We start from the raw sequence: 17519 nt of genomic DNA, 5'->3' as shown, positions 1-17519 counted from the left end.
TGTTGCAGGCGGCCCGAAGACCGTTGCAACTGAGGTGCCTCAATGAGGCTGTTCCATCACAGCGAGTTCAGGAACGCCAGCATCGCCTCTCTGTCGTCCTTGCTCAGCGCCTCGAAGCGCTGGCGGCTCTTGGTGGCTTCGCCGCCGTGCCACAGGATGGCCTCGGTCAGCGTGCGGGCGCGGCTGTCGTGCAGGTAGCCGACCTTGCCTGCGGTGCCCGCCACTTTCTCGGTGTAGCCCACGCCCCACAGCGCCGAGGTGCGCCACATGCTGCCGGTTGCCTGGCCTTCGACCAGGGTGTCGGCCAGGTCACTGCCCATGTCGTGCAGCAGCATGTCGGTGTAAGGCTTGATGGTCTGGTTGCGGTTCTCGGCCAGCTCCGTCAGGCCACCGGTCTTGATCTCGGCGGTGTGGCAGGCCACGCAGCGGGTGCTGGCAAACAGCTGGGCGCCGGCGGCCACCTGCGTCGGGTTCACGTCCAGGTAGGACAGCGGCATGACGCCCTTGGGGAAGCCGCTGGCCTGGCTGCGCTGCGCGGGTACGCCCAGCAGGCCGAGGTAGCGGGTGAGCAGTTGCAGCGCGTCTTCGCTGATGCCGGGTTCGACCTTGGCGGTGGTGCAGTTCGCCGGGCCCGCCAGGCAGTCGCGGTTCGGGTAGACCGGCGAGGTGACTGACATGTCCTGCAGTGCCGCGGCTGCGGCCTGGTGGCGCAGGCTGACCTTGGCGGCCTTCCAGCCGTAGCGGCCCACGCGCACGGCCTTGGTCTCGGGGTCGTAGACGAAGTTGGCCACGCCCTTCACGCCGTCTTCGTCCGGCGTGCTGCGCACGCGCGAAAGGATCTCGGCATCGGTGATGGCTTCCAGCAGGCCCATGCCGATCATCGGCTGTGCGCTGCGCAGCGAATACACGCTGGGCGTCGGGCCGTCGAAGGCGACCCTGGGCTTGCTCAGTTCCACGGCGGTGCCGTCGGCCAGCGTCACGGTTTTGGTGTCGAAGCCGGCCACGCGCACGCTGGTGCCCCAGTCCTGCGGCAGGCCGGTGCTCAGCGAGCGGCCGTTCATCTGCACGTTCAGGCCATAGGTCGGGTGCGGCAGCTGGTTGCCGTTGCCGTCCAGCGTCGCGGTGCGCACGGCCATCGTGTCCAGCCGCTGGTTCAGCGCGCTGGGTGCGAGGCTGCGGCCGTTGTTGATGTGGCAGCCGAAGCAGGTCGACTGGTTGAAGCGTGGGCCCTGCAGGCGCACGGCCGCTTCGTTGCGGTCGTTGCCGGCTTCGGTGTGGTCGCCGGTCCACATGTTGGTGTGGATCCAGCGCCGCCCTTCGACAAAGCGCTGCATGTTCTGCATGCCGATCTGGTTGTTCGGCTGCTGGAACATGAAGGTCGCGTTGTCGGCGTAGTCGTAAGAGATCGAGCCGATGCCGCCTTGCAGCGCCTCCGCAGGCAGTGGCGCGTTCATCAGCCGTGGCTGGATGCCGTACCAAGGGCGCAGGCCGGCGCCCACCACATAGGTCACTTCGTTGGTGTAGTAGCGGTAGGCGCCGCTGTCGCCCACGGCGTCCATCGCCGCGCGGCTCGAGAAGAACGAGCCTGTGAACTCGATCGCGTCGCCCACCTTCAGCGCGCGCGAAGGCACGTTCACGCCGTTGGGCACCATCACGCCGTTGGCATTGGCGGCGATGTCGCTGTGGCCGGGCACGTTGTCCAGCACCACGCTGCAGCCGTCATTGGCACCGATCACGCCGTTGTAGCCGCTGGTCGGTTTGGCCAGCGCGTTCTGCGGCGGCTTGGCGATCACCGGGCAGGAGGTCAGGTCCTTGAAACCGTCCGTGTAGGTCGTGTCGTCCAGCAGGTCACCAGGAGACATCCAGCCATAGCCGGTGACGCCCGGATCGTCGAAGCGGCGGAAGAAGGAATGGCCGCCGCCGCGCTGGGCTTCCAGGTAGTACTGGTTGACGACGATGGTCGGCTTGGTGACGCCAGCCACCTTGCTGTTGTCGATGAACTCCACGCCCCAGGTGCGGTTCTTGAAGTAGTTGGCAACGAAGTTCAGGTGGGCGCCGGGGCCCTTGTCCTGCGGCTTGCCTGCGGCGTCCACCGTGTCGTTGACGCCGTAGCCGATCTCGTTCCAGTCCTCGCCGCGCTCGCGCGCATGGCGCGAACGGCCGACCATGCCGAAGCGCGTGACCAGCGTGCCGTCTGCCAACGTGAACTGCACGGTTTCCAGCGGCGCCTGCGCGGCGGGCGGTGCAGCGAGTGCCGCGCCATTGGCCGGGAACAGCACGGCCGAGGTGGCCAGCACCGGCAGCGAGTTGTCGCTGCCCGGGGACATGAAGCTCACCTCGTACAGCGAATAGCCGTACTGCGTGCCGCGGGCCACGCCTTGCAGGCGCAGGTAGCGCACATTGGCGTTGAGGTTGAAGAACTCCTCGGTGCCGCCCTTGCCGCCGATCACGTAGCGGATCTGGTACCAGGTCACCCCGTCGTCGGAACCCTGGATCGCATACTCCTTGCCGTAGGCGTTTTCCCAGGACAGTTTCAGGTAACCCAGAGGCGTCTTGGCGCCGAAGTCGAACTGGATCCAGGCCGCATCGTCCTGCGCGCTGGACCAGCGTGTCGTCATGCTGCCGTCAATCGCCAGTGCCGCGCTGTTGCCACCTTCGACCGCCGAAGACGTGGCAGTGACCGGCTTCACCGCGACGCCGGGTTGGCTCAGGTCGACGCCGGCAGGCAATTGCTGCGACGGCGGCGGCGCCGGCACGCCGGGCTGGTCGCCAATGGGCATCGGCGCGGCCGCCGGGCTGGGCGCGGGCTCCAGCACCGGGTCTTCTGGCGTGGGCGCTGGCGCGGGTGAGGGCGGCGCAGGCGCAGGCTCGTTGGCGGTTGGGGGGCCGCCTGCGGTGTCGGATCCACCGCCACCACCACCGCAGGCGGCAAGCGCCACAGCCGCGCCGAACATCAGGCCCAGCGTGAGCGAGGGCCAAAGCCCGGACGGTGACGGCGTTTGAGGGATGGGGCAGGGCGCGGGTGCAGGCATGGGTGAACGGAAACTTCTCATGGCGTTCGCTCTGACGGGGGTCTTGTGGAAGGGACGCGATGCGTCACATGCCCAGGTTCAAAAGGGCTTGCGGCGCGTTGCGGCCTCGATGGGGCCTTGCACCGCAAGAAAAACGCCAGTGGAACCGGTTGGCGAGCCTGGTTTGCCGCGCCGTAACATCCATGCGGAACCTCCTTTGCATGGCGTGCCCAGGAGAACTGCATTCGGCGCAGCGGCCGGCTCGCCGACTTGTAACTTTGCGGGCCGGGGCCAGCCACGTGCGTCCGTCGCCACCGGGGTGACCATCCTTGTCAGCGGTGGCGCGCAGGTGGACTGACTTTGTCGCCAGCCTGCGCGCTTGGGCCAGGCCCTAGTTCAATGGAAAGTGGCAGGCCACCTGGCGGCCGCCGCTGAGGCCTTGCAGGGTGGGGCGCTCGGTGCGGCAGCGCTCGGTGGCTGCCGGGCAGCGCGGGTGGAAGCGGCAGCCGGGTGGCGGGTTCAGCGGGCTGGGTGGGTCGCCCTGCAGCAGGATGCGCGGGCGCCGCGCCGCGCCTGAGACCCGGGGCACCGGCACCGACGAGATCAGCGCTGCCGTGTAGGGGTGGGCCGGCTGGGCGTACAGCGCGTCGGTGGGGCCGATCTCCACCATGCTGCCCAGGTACATCACTGCGGTGCGGGTGGAGACCTGGCGCACCACGCTGAGGTCGTGGGCGATGAAGAGATAGGTCAGGCCCAGGCGTTCCTGCAGGTCGGCCAGCAGGTTGATGACCTGGGCCTGGACGGACACGTCCAGCGCGGAGACGGGTTCGTCTGCCACCACCAGCCGCGGGTTCAGCGCGAGCGCGCGCGCAATGCCGATGCGCTGGCGCTGCCCGCCGGAGAACTCGTGCGGGAAGCGCTGCAGCTGCTCGGACCGCAGGCCCACCAGCTCGGCCAGTTCCTGTACCCGCGCCTGCACCTCGCCCGCGCTGCGGCGGCCCTGCGGCCCGGGGTGCACCCGCAGCGGCTCGGCGATCAGGTCACCCACACGGCGGCGCGGGTTGAGCGAGGTGCTGGGGTCCTGGAACACCATCTGCAGCCGGGGCCGCAGCGGGCGCAGGGCGGCGCTGCCCAGGTGGGTGATGTCCCGGCCCTCGAAGCGCAGCGCGCCCGCCGTGATGTCATGCAGCCGCACCAGGCAGCGCGCCAGCGTGGATTTGCCACAGCCCGATTCGCCGACCAGGCCCAGGGTCTCGCCCGGCCAGACCTGGAACGACACGTCATCCACAGCCTGCACCGTCTGACGCCCGGCGCGGGAGAGCGCCGAGCCTACGCTGAACTGCTTGCGCAGGTGCAGGGCCTCCAGGAGGGGCACTGCGGCTGTGGAGGGGGCGTCGGGCATCAGGCGTCCAGCGAAGAAGTGCAGCGCTCGCGTGCGAGGGCACGTTCGTCGGCCGGGAGCAGGCACGCGGCGGCGTGCGCGCGCGGCGCCACCGGGCCCGGTGCGCCGGCCTGCAGCAGGGGCCGCTGCTGGGTGCAGGCGGCATGGGCGGCGGCGCAGCGGGGCGCAAAAGCACAGCCCGGCGGCAGGGCCGACAAGGCCGGCGGCAGGCCGGCGATGGCCGGCAGGCGGCGCGGGCGCGGGCCGTCGATGGGCGGGATCGAGCCCAGCAGGCCCCAGGTGTAGGGGTGCCAGGGTCTGTCGAACAGGTCGGTGGCGCTGCCTTGCTCCACCACCCGGCCGGCATACATCACCATCACCCGGTCGGCCGTTTCGGCCACCACGCCCATGTCGTGCGTGACCAGCAGCACGGCCGAGCCGAACTGCTCGCGCAGCCGGTGGATCAGGCCCAGGATCTGCGCCTGCACCGTAACGTCCAGCGCGGTGGTGGGCTCGTCGGCGATCAGCACGGCAGGGTTGCAGCTCAAGGCCATGGCGATCACCGCGCGCTGGCGCATGCCGCCGGAAAGCTCGTGCGGGTAGCGCTCGAATTGCTGGGCCGGGCTGGGCATGCCCACCGCGGCCAGCAGCTCGATGGCGCGGGCGCGCGCCGCGGCGTGCGAAAGATCGGTGTGCGCACGCAGCTGCTCGACGATTTGCCAGCCCACGCGCCAGACCGGCGTCAGCGCCGTCATCGGGTCCTGGAACACATAGGCGATCTCGCGGCCCCGCACCGACTGCAGCTCGCCCGCAGGGAGGCCCAGCAGCTCGCGCCCGCGAAAGCGCACCGAGCCTTCGATCTCCACGTTCGGGTTGTCGATCAGTCCCAGCAGGCTCATCAGCGTGACCGACTTGCCCGAGCCGGACTCGCCCACCACGCCCAGGATCTCGCCGGCCGAGAGCTCGAAGGAGACGCCGTCCACCGCTCGCACCCGCCCTTGCGCGGAGCGGAAGCTCACGCGCAGGTCGCGCACGGACAGCAGGGGTTCGGGGCTGGGTTCAGGCATCGCGCACCCGCGGGTCGATGAAGGCATAGGCCACGTCCACCAGTGCATTGGCCGCGACGACGAAGAAGGAGGCGTACATCACCGTGGCCATGATCACCGGCAGGTCCAGCGTCTGCAGCGAGTCGTAGGTCAGCTTGCCGATGCCGGGCAGGCCGAACACCACCTCGGTCAGCAGCGCCCCGCCGCCCACCAGCGCGCCGAAGTCCAGCCCGAACAGCGTGACCACGCTGATCAGCGAGGTCCGCAGCGCATGCGCCAGCAGCACCCGGCGCGGGCTCAGGCCCTTGGCGCGGGCGGTGCGGATGTAGTCCTCCTGCCCGGCCTCGATCAACGCCGCGCGCAGCACCCGGCCGTACAAGCCCATGTAGAGCACCGAGAGGGTCAGGCAGGGAAAGATCAGGCACAGCAGCCAGCCCAGCGGGCTTTGGCTGAAGGGCACATAGCCCAGCGGCGGCACCCAGCTGAACAGCCAGGTGTCATGCCAGCGGCTCTGAGTGAGCAGGTTGACCACCGAGCCCAGCCAGTAGACCGGCATGGAAATGCCGATCAGGCCCAGCACCATCAGCAGCTTGTCGGGCCAGCGGCCGCGGTAGGCCGCAGCGATCAGGCCCATCAGCAGGCTGCCCAAAAGCCAGAGCAGGGCCGCACCGCCCACCAGCGACAAGGTGACCGGCATGGCGGCCGCGATCTCGGGCAGCACTTGCTCACCTCGGTTGACGAAGGAGGTCAGCTCGCCAGTGATGAACAGGCGCTTCATCAGCAAGCCGTACTGCACGGCCATGGGCTGGTCCAGGCCGAAGTCGTGCCGCACGGCGGCCAGCGTCTCGGGCGAGGCATTGCGCCCGGCAATGCGCGCCGAGGGGTCCGCCCCCGGGGTGGCAAAGAAGATCGCGAAGGTCAGGATGCTGATGCCCGCCATCACGAACAGCATCTGGCCCAGGCGCCGCAGGATGGCCAGCGTCATGTCCCGGTCTCCTTGACCCGGAAGGTGGCGCGCGGGTCCAGGGCGTCGCGCAGCGCGTCGCCCAGCAGGTTCAGGGCCACGACGGTCAGCACGATGGCCGCGCCCGGCGCCAGCGCCACCATGGGTCGGGTGTAGAGCAGCGAGAGCCCGTCCTGGATGATGGTGCCCCAGCTGGCGTTGGGCGCCTGCACGCCGATGGACAGGAAGGACAGCGCGGATTCGGTCAGCATGTTGAGCGCCATCATCAGCGGCACGAAGACGATCAGCGTGGTGGCCACATTGGGCAGGATGTCCACCCGCAGGATGCGGTGCGTGGGCACGCCCAGGCCGATGGCGGCGTGAACGAAATCGCTGCGACGCAGCGCCAGCGCCTGCGCCCGCACCGGGCGGGCCACATAAGGCAGGTAGACCAGGCCGATGATCAATGCCGGCAGCCACAGGCTGTCGGCCTCGATGCGCAGCGGCCCCAGGTGCAGCCCGCTGCCGATGGTGACGATGGACAGCGAGATCGCCAGCAGGTAGACCGGGAAGGCCCACAGCACATCCAGCACCCGCGACAGCAGCCAGTCCACGGCACCACCGAAATACCCTGCCACGATGCCCAGCAGCGCGCCCATCAGCAGGCTCAGCAGCGTGGCGCCGCTGGCGATCAGCAGCGACGCACGGCCGCCGTAGAGCAGGCGGGCGGCCACATCGCGGCCCTGGTTGTCCGCCCCCAGCAGATAGGCGCTAGGCTGCCAGGTCGGGCCGATGGGGGTCTGGCCGAGCCCCAGGCCCTCGGTGGAGGCCTCGATAACGTCGCGCAGCTGGCCATCGACCATCACCTGGCCGCTGATGTTGGAGCGAAAGGGATCGGCATGCGCCACGCGCTCGGCATAGAGCGGCGCAGCGGCGCAGGCCAGCAGCACCAGCAGCAGCAAGGCCCCGGCCACCAGCGCGCTGCGGTCGGCCAACAGCCGCGCGAGCGCCACCCGCCACAAGCCCGGCGTCATCCCGCCGGTGGGCACGTCCGCTTGCATTCGCCGCACCGCCTTCAGCGCACCCAGGCCTGGTTCCAGAGGAAGTAGAACTGCCCGCTGAACTGGTAGCCGCCCACGCGCTTGGAGACGAAGTCCAGCTGCTTGGGGTTGAACATCACCGCCACCGGGGCCAGGTCGGTCACCTTGTGGTCGATGGCGGCCCACAGCTTGGCGGCCGCAGCCGGGTCGGTCACGCCCACGCTCATGGCCTTGTTCAAGTCGGCGTCCAGGCCTTTGTCGCACACACCGGAGATGTTGACGGACGCGTCGCTGCCCTCATGGAAGCTGCCGCAGGAGAACAGCACGTTGAGGAAGTTCGAGGGAGCCGGATAGTCCTGGTACCAGTTGCTGTACGAGATCTGCACCTTGTTCTGGGTGTTCTGGATGTAGGTGAACTCCACGCCTTGCGCCAGCACCTTCAGCGAGGCCTGGTAGCCCAGGTCGTTGAGCACGCTGAGCACATAGGTGCCAATCTGCTTGCCGACGGCGGTGTCCTCGGTCAGCAAGGTCACCTTCTGGCCGGCGGTGCCGGAGGCTTTGACCAGGTCCTTGGCGCGCGCCAGGTCGGGTGCGGTCCACTTGCTGCCGGGGTTCTTCGTGTAAGGACAGTAGGCTTCGTAGCCGGCGAACTGCGGGGGCAGCACCTGGCAGCTGGCGGTGGCCAGGTTGTTGCCGCCGTAGATCTTGACCAGCGCGTTGCGGTCGATGGCCAGGTTCACCGCCTGGCGGGCCTGGAGGTTGTTGAAGGGCGCGATGCGGGTGTTCATCGGCAGGTAGAACATGGCCGTCAGCGGCGACACGTGCAGCTGCCTGGCGTACTTGCTGCTCAGCTCGCCCAGGCGGTCGGCCGGCAGCGGGTTGAACATCCAGTCACCCTGGCCGTTGGCAATGGCGGTGACCTGGTCTTCATCGTTGAGGCCGAAGTCGTAGTCCACCTCGTCCACATAGCCGTCGGGCTGGGCCTCGTCGCTCCAGGGCTTGAACTGCGGGTTGCGCACCAGCTTGAGCTGCTTCTTCGGGTCGTAGCTGACGATCTTGTAGGCCCCGGTGCCGGGCAGCGGGTTCACGCCCACGTCCTTGGTGGGTGCATCGGCCGGCACGATGAGGGCGTGCGGCACGGCCAGCTTGTAGAAGATCTCGGCGTCCGGTGCCACCAGGTTGAGCGTGACGGTGCCGGCCTTGGCATCGGCCACCACGCCGCCGGCCAGCGTGCAGCTGGCAGGGGTCTTCAGGCAGGCATCGGCGCCGACGATGCCGTTGTAGAAGCTGCCCGCCGTGGGCCCGGAGACCTTGAAGATGCGGCGAAACGAGGCGGCCACGTCGTTGACCGTCAGCTCGCGCCCATCCGAGAACTTGATGCCTCGGCGCAGCTTGAAGACGTAGCGCTTGCCGCCGTTCTCAGGTGCGGGCAGGGCCTCGGCCAGATCCGGCACGATGGTGAAGGCCTCGGCGTTGGGGGCCTTCTTGAAGGCCACCAGGCCGTCATACACACCCTGGAAAATCTGCGCGAACTGCAGCGTGTAGTTGATGTGCGGATCGATGGTGCCGGCGCCCGCGGTGGACATCAGCCGCAGCTTGCCGCCGCGGTGCGGGTCGTTCGGGGCGGGGCTGCCGGCCCAGGCCATGCCCAGCGGCAGGGCTGCCAGCAGCACCAAGGTGGATGGGATCCGGTGGAAATTCTTGTAGATCGTCATGAACAACGGGGCGCAAGGCGTACAACGGTGCCAGTTGGCGAGTCTGGGTGTGGATTCAGCGGTGCAATCGCTCGCTGTCAGTGACATCAGCAAGTTGCATACCGCTCTGCTTGAGCGCCGGGTCTGGCAGCTGCCTGCCATCATGTCTGACCGAATGTGCTGAAGGGAATCCATTCTTGTCCTTGTTTGATCGCTTCGAAGCCCTTGTCGACCCCTTTCCCGCCGCCGAGCCCCAGCGCCCGCCTGCGGGTTTCTGGCCCTTCCTGTGGGCCGCCACCGAAGGCACGCGCCCCTACATCGCGGGCATGACGCTGTTCACCGCGTTGATCGGTGTGTTCGAGGCCTGGCTGTTCGCGATGCTGGGCCGGCTGGTGGACTGGCTGACCGGCATTCCGCCGTCGCAGTTGTGGGCGCGCGAGGGCGGGCATCTGCTGGCGGTGGCCGCAGTGCTGGCCGGCAGCGGCCTGGCGGTCGCCTTGCAGACCATGTTCAAGCACCAGGCGCTGGCCGGCAATTTCCCGATGCGCCTGCGCTGGAACTTCCACCGCCTGATGCTCGGCCAGAGCATGGCCTTCTACCAGGACGAGTTTGCCGGCCGCATTGCGGCGAAGGTGATGCAGACCGCACTTGCCGCGCGCGACGTGTGGATGACACTGTGCGACATCCTGGTCTTCATCATCATCTACTTCGTCACGCTGATGGCCGTGGTCGGTGGCTTCGACCACTGGATGCTGGTGCCGCTGGGCGTGTGGCTGGGGCTGTACCTGATCGCGATGCGCTTTTTCGTGCCGCGGCTCGCGAAGGTGGGCCAAAGCCAGGCCGACGCGCGCTCGCTGATGACCGGCCGCATCACCGATGCCTACACCAACATCGCCACCGTCAAGCTCTTTGCGCACGACAAGCGCGAGGCCGCGCACGCCCGCGGCGCGATGCAGGAGTTCCTGGTCACGGTGCATGCGCAGATGCGCCTGGTCAGCTGGTTCGAGATCGTCATCCACATGCTCAGCGTGTTGCTGATCCTCGGCGTGGCCGGTGTCGCGCTGTGGCGCTGGACGGACAGCGCGGTTGGCGTCGGCGCGGTCGCCGCGGCCACCGCGATGGCGCTGCGGCTCAATGGCATTTCGCACTGGATCATGTGGGAGATGGCCGCACTGTTCGAACACGTGGGCACGGTGCAGGACGGCATGGCCACGCTGGCGCGCACGCGGCGCGTGGTGGACGCTTCCGACGCCAAGCCGCTGCAGGTGCGTGCCGGCGAAGTGCGCTTCGAGGACGTCAGCTTCCACTACGGCGAGGTGAGTGCCGGCAAGCCGGTGGTGGACAAGCTGAACCTGACGATCCGCCCAGGCGAGAAGATCGGCCTGGTCGGCCGATCCGGCGCGGGCAAGAGCACGGTGCTGAGCCTGCTGCTGCGCTTCCATGACCTGCAGCAGGGCCGCGTGCTGATCGACGGCCAGGACATCGCGCACGTCACGCAGGACAGCCTGCGCGCGCAGGTCGGCATGGTCACGCAGGACACCTCGCTGCTGCACCGCTCGGTGCGCGAGAACATCCTCTACGGCCGGCCCGATGCCGGTGACGACGCGATGCGCGCCGCCGCCGAACGCGCCGAAGCCACGGCCTTCATCGGCACGCTGACCGACCCCAAGGGCCGCCACGGCTTCGACGCGCAAGTGGGCGAGCGCGGCGTGAAACTCTCCGGCGGCCAGCGCCAGCGCATCGCCATTGCCCGCGTGATGCTGAAGGACGCGCCGGTGCTGCTGCTCGACGAAGCCACCAGCGCGCTGGACAGCGAGGTCGAAGTCGCGATCCAGCAAAGCCTCTACAAGCTGATGGAAGGCAAGACGGTCGTCGCCATCGCCCACCGCCTGTCCACCATCGCCGCGATGGACCGGCTGATCGTGATGGACGCCGGCCGCATCGTCGAAGAAGGCAGTCACCAGGCGCTGCTGCTCAAGGGCGGGCTGTATGCGCGGCTGTGGGCGCACCAGAGTGGCGGGTTCCTGGGGGAGACGGATGAGGATGCGGTGATGGCGGTTTGAGCCGCCGTGCCTCTCCCAAGCCCTGCTGTCCCCCCATCGTGGCGGATCGCTCTTAGGGGCATCACCTGCTTTGATGTTGTCCGCTTCGCATGCTGCTGGTAGGTTCGGAAGGCTGTGCGGCGCGCGCCGTCGGCCAACGAATTGCAGGAAAACGCATGGGATCGCAGTGGCAAGGACGATGGGCGCGGGCCGTTGGCGCGCGCGGCCTGGTGTTGTGGGCAGGTTTGGCGTTATCAGCAGGCGCGGCCATGGCGCAGCAGCACGCGGTGCCGCGGCTGTCGGCCGCCTCGCCGTTCGCGGCGCCCGGCGGCACGCTGGTGCTGCTGGTCACAGGCTCACCCGGTGCGCTGGTGCGCATCGTGACCTCGCCACAGGCGGCCGAGCAGAACCTCGGCGCGGCCGGGATCCAGTTCTACAAGGTCGGCACGCAGACGACCGTGGCCAACGGCAGCATCCCTGCCAGCGGCAGCTTCAGCGCCACGCTGAGCATCCCGGCCAATGCCGCGCTGGGCGGCATCGTCTATGCGCAGGCGCTGTCGCAGCTGGGTGGGCAAAGCCTGCTGAGCAATGGCTTGGCCTACCGCGTGCAGGCCGCGCCGCCCAGTGGCGCGCGCAAAACCTCCGCCATCGCCGTCACACCTGACGGCACGCGTGCCTACGTGGCAGACAAGCTCAGCGGTGTCATCACCGTGCTGAACGCGGTCAACGACACCAAGCTCGCAGACCTGCCGATCACCGCCGCCGTGGGCACCACGCCGCACCGGCCCATCCGCATTGCGGTGGACCCGGAAGGACGGCACGCGTTCATCGCCAACACCACCGCGTCCACGCTGTCGGTCATCCACACGGCCACCGGGTCGGTCGCCGCGCAGATCCCGGTGCCGCGCGGCAGCCGTGGCATCGGCTTCGACTTCCGCAACGGCGTGCGGCGCATCTACGTGGCCAACGAAACGCAGGGCGCGGTGCTGGTGTTCAAGGAAGCGCCGCTGGGCGTGTTCACGGCGCAGCCGGCCATCCCGCTGCGCAGTGCCGCGCCGGGCCCGCTGCTGGTGCTGCCGGACGGCAAGCTGGCCGTCGGCGCACGCACCGACAACGTGGTCGAGATCCTCGACCCGGCCGCGCCCGCCGGCGCCACCACGGTCGCCGTCACCGCCATTTCCGGTGCGCCGCACGAGCTGGCCTGGAGCGGCAGCGACATCCTGATTCCCACCTTCGTCGTCTTCAGCCAGGCCCGTGTGCCCGGCTTCAACCGCGTGCTGCGCATGGACCCGGCCACCTACCAGGTCACCGGCTACCTGCTGGACAACATCGGCACCGACTACCGCAGCATCGCCGTGCGGCCCACCACCTTGCCCGGCCAGCCGCTCATCGCCGTGAACGGCAGCGGCACCGGCACCACGCTGATCGTCGACGGCAATACCGGCACCACGCTTGCCAACCTGGTGCTCAGCACCAGCTACCCCGACGCCACGCCGCAGGACCTGGGCATCGTCAACAACCCTGGCACCCGGCTGCCGTCCAAGCTCTACGTGGTGGACCTGTTCCGCGAAACCGTGCGGCCCATCCTGCTCACCGGCAGTCCGCTCTACAAGCTGCGGCCCGAGATTCCGCTCGCCTGGTCCGGCCAGGTGCGGGTGCCCGGCACTGGCGTGCTGTCGGCGGCAGACGAAGGCGAATGGATGTTCCGCAACGTGGTCGCCCTGGGCGGCACCGCCACTGCGCCTAACTCCGTCACCTGCAACAGCTGCCACATGGACGGCGCGTCCGACAACTCCAGCCTGCACGTGGTCGAGGCGCCGGGCTTGCAGTCGCTGCAGGCCGGGCGCAAGCCGTCCGGCCACGGCACGATGGCGAAGGCCGTGAACCCCTCGGCGGATGTGCCCGTCGGCGTGCCCATCCAGGTGCCGGCGCCCTGGGGCGCGGTCGAAACCGCGCCCTTCTTCTGGGACGGCTCGGTACCCACCATCCAGCGCCTCGTCGCTGGCGCCCAGGCCTTGCACAACCACACCGGCCAGCCGCCGCCTTCAGGCGCCACCACGGCCCTGCTGAACTTCCTCACCGGCCACCTGCCACCCGCCAGCATCTACCTGAACCAGGACGGCAGCATGACCGCCGACCAGCAAGCCGGCAAAACCCTCTTCGAAGGCAGCGCCCGCTGCACCCAATGCCACGCCGGCAGCACCTTCATCCCACCAGCAGGCAGCCCGCTCACCATCACCGACGGCATTGGCACCACCCTCGTCCCCGCCAACGTCCCCAGCCTGCGCGGCGCCTGGGCCACGGCGCCGTATTTGAGCCAGGGGCAGGCCAAGACGCTGATGGATGTGCTGACGATGAATCCGAACGACGCGCACGGGCAGGCGGCGGCGCCGTTGACGGATGCGGAGCGCAAGCAACTCGTCGCGTATTTGAAGACCTTGTAGGAACAGGCTCCCATGAACACCTGGTTCGTTGTGGTGCTGCTGGGCATGCTGGTCGGCTATGCGGCATGGGTCACGCGCATCGTGCTTGGCAATCCAGCGCTTGAGCGACGGCAGAAACTGGCCCAGTGCCTGTTGGCGTGGCTGTTGCCGCCACTGGGTACTTTGGTGGTTCATCTGATCAACTGGGCCCAGGTGCAAGAGGCCGGCCGCGTTGGCGTCTCCGGCGTCGAACCGCAGATGGATCAAGGCGTTTCCCCTCCAGCCTTCGACTGAGCCATCAAACACATGAAGTCCTTGCCCGCAGAGCCCACTGCCGCTGTGGATGCCTTCATGGTGACGCTTGTTCACTCGCACAAAGCGGAAATCGAAGCCTTGCGGGCGCTGATGCTGGGGCTGGACCCGTCGGTGCAGGAAGGCGTCAAGTGGAATGCTCCTAGCTTTCGCACCACCGAATACTTCGCCACCACGAACCTGCGGGCGAAGGCCGGCATCGGCGTGATCCTTCACCTGGGTGCGAAGCTGCGTGATCTGCCGCCCGGTGGCGTGCAGATCGCCGATCCGGCGGGCTTGTTGAAATGGCTCGGCAAGGATCGCGCGATGGTCGAGTTTGCGGATGCGCAAGCCTTCGACGAGGCGAAGCCGGCGTTTCAGGCGATCTTGCAGCAGTGGCTGAAGTTCGTCTGACCGGCGTTGCTGCTGCCAAGCCTGCGTCCCGGGATTGCCGATGAGCCTGCGGCTGCCAGTCAGGTCGCGCTGCGCCGTACCACCGGTTTGATCTTGAGGCGCTGGGCATTGCGCGCCAGGACTTCATCGAGCGTCGCGATGTGCTTCGCGCCTGCAGCTTCGGCGCAGGCCAGGTGGAGTGCGTCGCCGGCGCGCAGCGCGCTCGTGGCATCCAGTACCAGTTCCGCAGCGCGATGGAAGTGCACCGGCTCGACTGGTAACAACTGAAGGTCAGCCGCCACCATCCGCTCGAAACGAGCCCAGGCATCCTTGGCCTGTTGCGCGTTGATGGCGCCAGTGCGCTGCTTGATGCCGAGGGCGCTGGCGAATTCCGGAATGCACCAGGCAGCCGCCACAAGTTCAGCTTTCTCGCCGGAATACCAGGCAGCGGCAGCGGCGCCGTGCGGCTCGTTCAGGAACAGCGGCACGAGCACGCTGGTGTCGACGTAGACCACCTCAGTACCGGGCGCCGCTGCGCACTTCCTCCATCACGGATTCGCTCGCCTGCATTTCGTTGCGCGCTTCGGCGAGCTCGCGGGCGAACGCCTTGCGGTCCCATTGCGCAGGCCGAATGGACAGGGTGCCATCCACGGTGAACTGCGCCTCGACAGTCGCACCTTCGCGCAGGCCGAGCCGGCGCACGACCTCAGACGGAATTCGCAGGGCCAGGCTGTTGCCCCACTTCGCGACTTGCAGGTCCATGATGTATATCCTTCTGTGTGTCTACATGCTACGCAGTGGACTCGGGCTGTCAAGCGGCGCCGTGATTTGGCATTGGCGCCTGCGCTTGTCGCTGCAGCGGCTGCCGATGCAAAATAGATGGCATTCAGCGCATGTAAGTCATTGACATAAAACGATTTATCCTTCAAATTATCCGATTCGCAAATTGAAGGATAAAAGTGTACGTTGACCTGCCGAATGCGGCTGCCAAGCAATACCTGGATGCCGTGGCCGCCTATGAAGGCTGGCGCCAGGTGTCGCTTCAGCTTGCAGACTACCGCGGCGGCATGCACTGGAAGACCGTGAACGGCCGGGAGTACCTCTACAAGACGACCGACCGCCGGGGCAATGCCAAATCCATGGGGCCTCGCGACGAGGCCAACGAGCACATCCTGGCCGAGTTCAGCCGCCGCAAGTCCGAGCTTCAGGCGCGCGAAGCGGGGCTGCGCCAGACGCTGGAGATGCAGGTCCGCGTGAATGCTGCGCTGCGTGTGGGCAGCGTGCCCAATGAAGTGATGCAGGTCTGCGTGGCCTTGGAGCAGGCCGGCCTGCTTGGCAAGGCGATCATGGTGATCGGCACCAACGCGATGCACGCCTACAGCTTCCTGGGCGCCGTGCGTTTTGACCCCGAATTCATGGCCACCACGGATGTCGACCTGCTGTGGAACCACAAAGCCAAGCTCAGCCTGGCGGCAACCGGCGAGCTCTCGGAAGCAGGCCTCCTGGGTATCCTCAAGCGAGCGGACAAGAGCTATGAAATTGATCAGATGCAGCGATTCAGGGCGCGTGCAACTTCCGGGTTCATGGTCGACCTGATCCGCCAGACACCGGTGCCGCCGTGGGCGCAAGAGGCCGACCGGTTTTTCGAGGGGGATCTGGTGGCCACGGACATCCCGAACATGAAGTGGCTGCTGAGCGCACCGCGCATCGAGCAGCCGGTGGTCGCTGTCAACGGGCGCGTCTTCAACCTGGTCGTGCCAGACCCACGGGCTTTTGCCGCCTACAAGGTCTGGCTGTCGAAGGTGCCTGACCGTGAGCCCGCGAAGCGACCGCGAGACATCGCGCAAGCGCGTGCGGTGGTCAAGCTCATCAGCGAGCGGCTTCCGCACCTGGGAAACTGGGGTGCGTTCAGTGGTGTTCCGAAGGAAGTGATGGACGGCGCCTGGGCCCAAGGGCTGCCCAAACCGTGATCGCTCACGCGTAGCTGCGTGCGTCCTCGATCACCTTCCCATCATTCGCCAAACTGCCCACTGGCAGCAACTGCACCTCGCAGCGCAGCCGGGTGACTTCGCGCACCGTGTCGGCCACGCGCTGCGCGAGGCCTTCGGTGGCGGGCTCGGCGCATTCGGCTTGCAGCGTCATCAGGTCTTGCGCCATTTCGCCGCTGACGACCAGGCGCAGGCGGCCCAGTGACGGATGGCGGCGGCCGACTTCTGCGACCTGGCTGGGGTGCACGAACATGCCGCGGACTTTGGCGGTCTGGTCGGCGCGGCCCAGCCAGCCGCGGATTCGGGTGTTGCTGCGGCCGGTGGGGCAGCGGCCGGGCAGCACGGCGGAGAGGTCGCCGGTGCCGAAGCGGATCAGCGGGTAGTCCGGGTTCAGCGTGGTGACGACGACCTCGCCGACCTCGCCTTCGGGCACCGGGTCGCCGGTGCCGGGCCGCACGATCTCGACGATCACCGCTTCGTCCAGCACCAGGCCTTCGCGGGCGGGAGTTTCGAAGGCGATCAGGCCCAGGTCGGCGGTGGCGTAGCACTGGTAGGCGGCCACGCCGCGCTCGGCCAGCCAGTCGCGCAGCGAGGGCGGGCAGGCTTCGCCGGAGACCAGGGCCTTGCGCAGCGAGGCGAGCGACACGCCGGTCTCGGCCGCCTTGTCCAGCAGGATCTTCAGGAAGCTGGGCGTGCCGATGTAGCCCTGCGGCTGCAACTCGGCCGCGGCCTGCAGCTGCAGCTCGGTGTTGCCCACGCCACCGGCAAAGGTGGCGCAGCCGATGGCGTGTGCGCCGGTTTCCATCATCGAACCGGCAGGCGTGAGGTGGTAGCTGAAGCTGCAGTGCGCCAGGTCGCCTGCGCGAAAGCCGGCGGCCCAGATCGCGCGGGCCATGCGCCAGTAGTCCGGCGCGGTGCCTTCAGGTTCGTAGATCGGGCCGGGTGACTGGAACACGCGCCGCGCGCCGTGCGCCACCGGCTGCCCCGTCCAGCCCACCGCCGAGAAGCCGCCAAACGGCTCGCCACCGGCCGCGCGGCTGGCCTGCTGGCGCGCCAGCAGCTCGTGCTTGCGCGTGACTGGCAGCGTGGCCAGCACGGCGCGTGAACACACCGCGGCGGCGTCCACGCCTTTCAGCGTTTCGCCCATTGCCCGGCTGCGCCGCTGTGCACTTTCCACCGCACCCGGCAGCGCTGCCATCAGCCTGGCTTCGCGCTGCGCGGGGTCGCGGGCTTCGAGCAGGTCGTAGAAAGAAGTCAGGCTCACCGC

General features: G+C 68.1%; 14 protein-coding genes. 5 read left to right on the top strand and 9 right to left on the bottom strand.

Annotation, left to right across the window (positions count from 1 at the left end; translation table 11 throughout):
• Positions 1 to 56: 56 nt before the first annotated feature.
• From ACAH41_RS04765 to ACAH41_RS04740, 6 genes are all read right to left on the bottom strand, one after another.
• On the bottom strand, positions 57 to 3032 hold the full coding sequence (locus ACAH41_RS04765; RefSeq protein WP_325655750.1) for a di-heme oxidoredictase family protein: 2976 nt from the start codon (positions 3030 to 3032) through the stop codon (positions 57 to 59).
• Positions 3033 to 3402: 370 nt separating this feature from the next.
• Positions 3403 to 4413 carry an oligopeptide/dipeptide ABC transporter ATP-binding protein gene (locus ACAH41_RS04760; RefSeq protein ID WP_325655751.1) on the bottom strand — a complete coding sequence of 337 codons (1011 nt, stop codon included), beginning with the start codon at positions 4411 to 4413 and terminating at the stop codon, positions 3403 to 3405.
• Positions 4413 to 5459, bottom strand: a complete 1047-nt coding sequence (locus tag ACAH41_RS04755; RefSeq protein ID WP_325655752.1) for an ABC transporter ATP-binding protein — start codon at positions 5457 to 5459, stop codon at positions 4413 to 4415. Before ACAH41_RS04755 ends, ACAH41_RS04760 begins: the two co-directional genes overlap by 1 nt.
• Positions 5452 to 6423 (bottom strand): ABC transporter permease, encoded by a 972-nt coding sequence (locus ACAH41_RS04750; protein WP_325655753.1) that lies wholly within the window; start codon positions 6421 to 6423, stop codon positions 5452 to 5454. The genes ACAH41_RS04755 and ACAH41_RS04750 overlap by 8 nt, the downstream gene beginning before the upstream one ends.
• A complete protein-coding gene (locus ACAH41_RS04745; RefSeq protein ID WP_325655754.1) occupies positions 6420 to 7442 on the bottom strand; it encodes an ABC transporter permease in 1023 nt (340 codons plus the stop codon). Before ACAH41_RS04745 ends, ACAH41_RS04750 begins: the two co-directional genes overlap by 4 nt.
• 14 nt (positions 7443 to 7456) lie before the next feature.
• Positions 7457 to 9136, bottom strand: a complete 1680-nt coding sequence (locus ACAH41_RS04740) for an ABC transporter substrate-binding protein (RefSeq protein WP_325655755.1) — start codon at positions 9134 to 9136, stop codon at positions 7457 to 7459.
• Between the two features lie 182 nt (positions 9137 to 9318).
• On the opposite strand from ACAH41_RS04740, the gene ACAH41_RS04735 reads away from it, so the two are divergent.
• From ACAH41_RS04735 to ACAH41_RS04720, 4 genes are all read left to right on the top strand, one after another.
• Positions 9319 to 11178 (top strand): ABC transporter ATP-binding protein, encoded by a 1860-nt coding sequence (locus tag ACAH41_RS04735; protein ID WP_325655790.1) that lies wholly within the window; start codon positions 9319 to 9321, stop codon positions 11176 to 11178.
• A 248-nt stretch (positions 11179 to 11426) separates the two neighbouring features.
• Positions 11427 to 13601, top strand: coding sequence for a beta-propeller fold lactonase family protein (locus ACAH41_RS04730; protein ID WP_325655756.1), 2175 nt, complete (start codon positions 11427 to 11429; stop codon positions 13599 to 13601).
• A gap of 12 nt (positions 13602 to 13613) precedes the next feature.
• Complete coding sequence (locus ACAH41_RS04725) at positions 13614 to 13874, top strand: hypothetical protein (RefSeq protein ID WP_325655757.1); 261 nt, start codon at positions 13614 to 13616, stop codon at positions 13872 to 13874.
• A 12-nt stretch (positions 13875 to 13886) separates the two neighbouring features.
• Entirely contained in the window at positions 13887 to 14285 is a 399-nt protein-coding gene (locus ACAH41_RS04720) for a DUF1801 domain-containing protein (RefSeq protein ID WP_325655758.1), read from the top strand.
• A 59-nt stretch (positions 14286 to 14344) separates the two neighbouring features.
• Here the strand turns inward: ACAH41_RS04720 and ACAH41_RS04715 are convergent, their stop codons facing one another.
• Positions 14345 to 14779 (bottom strand): type II toxin-antitoxin system VapC family toxin, encoded by a 435-nt coding sequence (locus ACAH41_RS04715; RefSeq protein ID WP_325655759.1) that lies wholly within the window; start codon positions 14777 to 14779, stop codon positions 14345 to 14347.
• A gap of 1 nt (position 14780) precedes the next feature.
• A complete protein-coding gene (locus ACAH41_RS04710; RefSeq protein ID WP_325655760.1) occupies positions 14781 to 15026 on the bottom strand; it encodes an AbrB/MazE/SpoVT family DNA-binding domain-containing protein in 246 nt (81 codons plus the stop codon).
• 245 nt (positions 15027 to 15271) lie between these two features.
• On the opposite strand from ACAH41_RS04710, the gene ACAH41_RS04705 reads away from it, so the two are divergent.
• Positions 15272 to 16234, top strand: coding sequence for a nucleotidyltransferase domain-containing protein (locus ACAH41_RS04705; RefSeq protein WP_325655761.1), 963 nt, complete (start codon positions 15272 to 15274; stop codon positions 16232 to 16234).
• Between the two features lie 4 nt (positions 16235 to 16238).
• Here ACAH41_RS04705 and ACAH41_RS04700 read toward each other — a convergent pair whose 3' ends face one another.
• Positions 16239 to 17510, bottom strand: a complete 1272-nt coding sequence (locus ACAH41_RS04700) for an AMP-binding protein (RefSeq protein ID WP_325655791.1) — start codon at positions 17508 to 17510, stop codon at positions 16239 to 16241.
• Positions 17511 to 17519: the final 9 nt, after the last annotated feature.

Origin of the sequence: Ideonella sp., from assembly GCF_041287625.1 — a bacterium.
GTDB lineage: Bacteria > Pseudomonadota > Gammaproteobacteria > Burkholderiales > Burkholderiaceae_C > Ideonella.
Note: the sequence above shows the minus strand (reverse complement) of the source record. Positions and strands in the feature narration are given on the sequence as shown.

Bases quoted from the DNA above. Each gene is read 5' to 3' on its own strand.
- ACAH41_RS04750 (WP_325655753.1), bottom strand. From the start codon at position 6,423: ATGACGCTGGCCATCCTGCGGCGCCTGGGCCAGATGCTGTTCGTGATG.
- ACAH41_RS04755 (WP_325655752.1), bottom strand. From the start codon at position 5,459: ATGCCTGAACCCAGCCCCGAACCCCTGCTGTCCGTGCGCGACCTGCGC.
- ACAH41_RS04725 (WP_325655757.1), top strand. From the start codon at position 13,614: ATGAACACCTGGTTCGTTGTGGTGCTGCTGGGCATGCTGGTCGGCTAT.
- ACAH41_RS04765 (WP_325655750.1), bottom strand. From the start codon at position 3,032: ATGCCTGCACCCGCGCCCTGCCCCATCCCTCAAACGCCGTCACCGTCC.
- ACAH41_RS04720 (WP_325655758.1), top strand. From the start codon at position 13,887: ATGAAGTCCTTGCCCGCAGAGCCCACTGCCGCTGTGGATGCCTTCATG.
- ACAH41_RS04740 (WP_325655755.1), bottom strand. From the start codon at position 9,136: ATGACGATCTACAAGAATTTCCACCGGATCCCATCCACCTTGGTGCTG.
- ACAH41_RS04760 (WP_325655751.1), bottom strand. From the start codon at position 4,413: ATGCCCGACGCCCCCTCCACAGCCGCAGTGCCCCTCCTGGAGGCCCTG.
- ACAH41_RS04745 (WP_325655754.1), bottom strand. From the start codon at position 7,442: ATGCAAGCGGACGTGCCCACCGGCGGGATGACGCCGGGCTTGTGGCGG.
- ACAH41_RS04730 (WP_325655756.1), top strand. From the start codon at position 11,427: ATGGCGCAGCAGCACGCGGTGCCGCGGCTGTCGGCCGCCTCGCCGTTC.
- ACAH41_RS04710 (WP_325655760.1), bottom strand. From the start codon at position 15,026: ATGGACCTGCAAGTCGCGAAGTGGGGCAACAGCCTGGCCCTGCGAATT.